We start from the raw sequence: 3,504 nt of genomic DNA on the forward strand, positions 1-3,504 counted from the left end.
CGGGCCGAGCACCACCACCTCGGCGACGGTGCTGGACGTGCTGGTCGACAACCAGACCCCGAGCGTCTCGCTTGTCGACCCCGGATCACCACTGAGCGGCACTCGGACCTTCACGGCGATTGCCTCGGATGCCCACTCCGGCATCGCCCAGGTGGCCATCGAGTACCAGCGCGCTGGTGGCAGCTGGCAGGCGTTGTGCACCCTGTCGACCGACCCGTGGTCCTGCGTGTACGACACGACCAAGCTGCTGGACGGCACCTACGCCTTCCGTGCGGTGGCCACCGATGCCGCAGGGAACACTGCGACCTCCGCCACCGTGAGCAACCGCCTCGTCGACAACACCGTCTCGTCCGTGACGATGCTGGACCCGGGCGCCTTCCTCTCCGGGCGAGTCACGCTGGAGGCTGCGGCCAACTCCACGGCCGGCGTGACCAACGTCAGGATCCAGCGCGCCCCCACCGGATCGGCCACCTGGACGGACGTCTGCACCGCCAGCGCGTCGCCGTACCGGTGCAGTTGGGACACGGTCACGGTGCCCGACGGGCTCTACGACTTCCGCGCCATCCTGGTCGATGGCACCGGTGTGACGACCACGTCGGCAGTCGTGAGCAGCAGGCGGGTCGACAACACCCCGCTTCGCGGCTACGACGTCCAGACGGCCAACGGCGGCGCCACCGTCGGCAAGCTCGAGACAGGTGACACGTTGACCTTCACCTACACGGACCACGTCGCTCTCGGCAGCATCACCGCGGGCTGGAACGGCTCGGCGCTCGCAGTCTCGCTGCGACTCCGCGACGGCAACCTGATCGGACTGTCGAGCAAGAACGACACGATCGACATCCAACGCAGCGGCGCGGCCGTGAACCTTGGCACGGTCAACCTCAAGGAGGACTACATCAAGGGCGGCAAGACGGTCCTCTTCAACGCCACGATGACGGCGGGCTCCACGACCGTCAACGGCCTCACGGTGACCACGGTGACGGTGAAGCTCGGTCCGCTCGCCAGCGGGAGCGGACTACGCACGGCGGCCAACCCGTCCAGCCTGGTGTGGACACCCTCATCGGCCGTGACGGACCTCTCCGGGATCGCCGGTTCGGGCGCCACGACCACCGAGCTCGGTGCGCTCGACCGGGAGTTCTGATGGACGCCCCGGCCCCGCGCCGCTGGCGCTGGGCCGCCCCGGTCTGCATGGTGCTCCTCGCCGGAACCCTGATCGGCCGGGCCACCCGTGACGGCGACCTGTCCTACCTGGAGGTGCTCAGCGTGGGCCTCGGGATCATGGCCTTCGTCGGTGCGTGTGCCCTGGCGGTGCGGGACGGGTTCGCGGCGCGTGCCGCGGCGGTGCTCGTCGCGACGTGCGCCGCCGCCGGCATCCTGCTCGGCACGACGGTGGGGAGTCCCGGGGAACCGGCCCATCCCGCGCAGTCCATGGACTGGGCCGTGCTGGCTCTGGCAACGGCCGTAATCGTGATCACTCTCCGCGCAAGTCGGCGAATCTGAGGCGAGGCACCGGCGTGGGCCCTAGGCTGCGGTGCCATGGGCCCCCCTTGCGTGCTCGTGGTTGAGGATGATGACCGAATCGCGGCCCCGCTGCTGCGGACCCTTGAGCGGGAGGGATACGCGGTCGAGCGGTTCGAGGAGGGGACGCCGGCGATTACGCGAGTCGGAGCAGGTGGAGTCGACCTGCTGCTCCTCGACCTGGGGCTCCCCGACATGGATGGTCTGGACGTGTGCCGCCAGGTCCGGGACGGCGGCTTCCACGGCGGCATCATCATCCTGACGGCTCGGGATGGTGAGCTGGACCGGGTCGTCGGCCTGGACACGGGCGCGGACGACTACCTCGCCAAGCCGTTCGCGCTCGCCGAGCTGCTCGCGCGCACCCGGGCCCTGCTGCGTCGCAGTGGCAGTGCGCCTCCGCCCATCGCGCCCCCTGCCTCGTCACCGGTGGACTCGCCCTTCCGCGTCGACCGGCAGGCCCGCCGGGTCTGGATCGGCGGGGCAGAACTGCCGACGACCTCCAAGGAGTTCGACGTGCTCGCCATGATGGAGTCCGAGCCGGGCAGCGTCGTCACGCGCGATCGACTCATCAGTGAGGTCTGGGACGAGCACTGGTTCGGCTCGACCAAGACGCTCGATGCGACGATCGGCCGCCTGCGGCAGAAGCTCGTCGACGCCCAGGCCCCGGTGGAGATCGTCAACGTGCGGGGCGTGGGCTTCCGGCTTGAGCCGCGGCGCTGATGCGGGAAAGACTCGTGGCCGCACTGGTCGGCATGACCGTCGCAGTGATCGCTCTCTACGGCGTGCCGCGCGCCTACCTTCTGGCGGACCTCGTTCATCAGCAGGAGACACGCAAGATCGAGCGGTCCGTCGCCCTGCTCGCCGTCCTCGTCGAGACTCGCGCCCAGGACCGTGCGCCGGTGACCGCTGACTTTCTCGAGCCGCTGCTCAACGACGCCGAGGGCATCCGATATGTCGGACCCGACGGCGTGGTCGTCAGCGTCGGCGCCCAGCCCGAGCGCACGGATGACATCGTCCAGACGAGGGCCCTCGCCGGCGGTGGGAGCCTCACGCTCGCCCGGTCCGGCGCCTTGGTGGACCAGCGCGTCTCCGAAGCGCTGCTGCCCCTGGTGCTGCTCGGGTTGGCACTCGTGGCAATGTCGGCGCTCGCGGGGTTCTGGATGGCGCGCCGCATGGCCAGGCCCTTCCAGCAGCTGGCAGCGGCAGCCAGCGACCTGGGACGCGGACGGTTCGACGAGGTCGCGGTGCCGCACTACGGAGTGCCTGAGGCGGAACAGATCGGGTCGGCCATCAGGAGCAGCGCCGAGCAGCTCGACATGCTCGTGCGGCGGGAGCGGGAATTCGCCGTCAACGCATCGCACCAGCTGCGCACGCCGGTGACCGCTCTGCGTCTCGAGCTGGAGGACCTCGCCGAGTGGCCGGAGACGGCGCCTTCGGTGGCAGCAGAGCTGCGGCAGGCACTGTCCGAGCTCGACCGCCTCAGCGCCGCCGTGACCGACCTGCTCGGGATGGCCCGCGGCGTCCGGCAGAGCGGTGCGACCGAGGCGGACCTGGTCGTGCTCGTTGACAAGGCCATCGAGCGGTGGACATCGGGAGTCACTGCCCGGGGCCGTCGCCTCGAGCGCATCGGCGCCGACACCCTGACGATCCGGACGAGCCCCGGGACGGTCACCCAGATCCTCGACGTGCTCGTCGAGAACGCCTGTGACCACGGCAGCGGGCGCATCACCGTGCAGGTTGGCGAGACGTCGACGCACGTCTTCGTCCGGGTCGCCGACGAGGGCACGGCACGCCTGGGGCCTGAGGTCTTCCAGCGAGGGGTGAGTGGGGACGGCGGCACTGGCGTCGGCCTGTCCCTGGCCCGGCAGCTCGCGGCGGGCGAGGGAGGCCGTCTGGACCTGGAGTCGCTGGCCACGACCTCATTCGTGCTGCGGCTCCCCAAGGGGCCGGGCTCGAGGTGACGACCGACGCCCAGTCGTCGAGCAT

Annotated in this window: 4 protein-coding genes; all 4 read left to right on the forward strand. The window is 70.4% G+C overall.

Annotated features, from left to right (window positions below; translation table 11 throughout):
• Positions 1–1,141, forward strand: a 1,141-nt coding sequence (locus OO014_RS19095) for an Ig-like domain-containing protein (protein ID WP_272463914.1), incomplete at its 5' end; no start/stop codon positions are given.
• Positions 1,141–1,500 carry a hypothetical protein gene (locus tag OO014_RS19100; protein WP_272463915.1) on the forward strand — a complete coding sequence of 120 codons (360 nt, stop codon included), beginning with the start codon at positions 1,141–1,143 and terminating at the stop codon, positions 1,498–1,500. The genes OO014_RS19095 and OO014_RS19100, both read left to right, overlap by 1 nt.
• Positions 1,501–1,536: 36 nt before the next feature.
• The gene (locus tag OO014_RS19105) at positions 1,537–2,238 is read left to right on the forward strand and encodes a response regulator transcription factor (protein ID WP_272463916.1); all 702 of its coding nucleotides are present in this window, start codon (positions 1,537–1,539) and stop codon (positions 2,236–2,238) included.
• A gap of 32 nt (positions 2,239–2,270) precedes the next feature.
• Positions 2,271–3,479, forward strand: coding sequence for a sensor histidine kinase (locus tag OO014_RS19110; RefSeq protein ID WP_272463917.1), 1,209 nt, complete (start codon positions 2,271–2,273; stop codon positions 3,477–3,479).
• Positions 3,480–3,504 lie beyond the last annotated feature (25 nt).

The organism is Intrasporangium calvum, assembly GCF_028446585.1.
In the GTDB taxonomy this organism is placed as follows: domain Bacteria; phylum Actinomycetota; class Actinomycetes; order Actinomycetales; family Dermatophilaceae; genus Intrasporangium; species Intrasporangium calvum_A.

Bases quoted from the DNA above. Each gene is read 5' to 3' on its own strand.
- OO014_RS19100 (WP_272463915.1), top strand. From the start codon at position 1,141: ATGGACGCCCCGGCCCCGCGCCGCTGGCGCTGGGCCGCCCCGGTCTGC.
- OO014_RS19105 (WP_272463916.1), top strand. From the start codon at position 1,537: ATGGGCCCCCCTTGCGTGCTCGTGGTTGAGGATGATGACCGAATCGCG.
- OO014_RS19110 (WP_272463917.1), top strand. From the start codon at position 2,271: ATGACCGTCGCAGTGATCGCTCTCTACGGCGTGCCGCGCGCCTACCTT.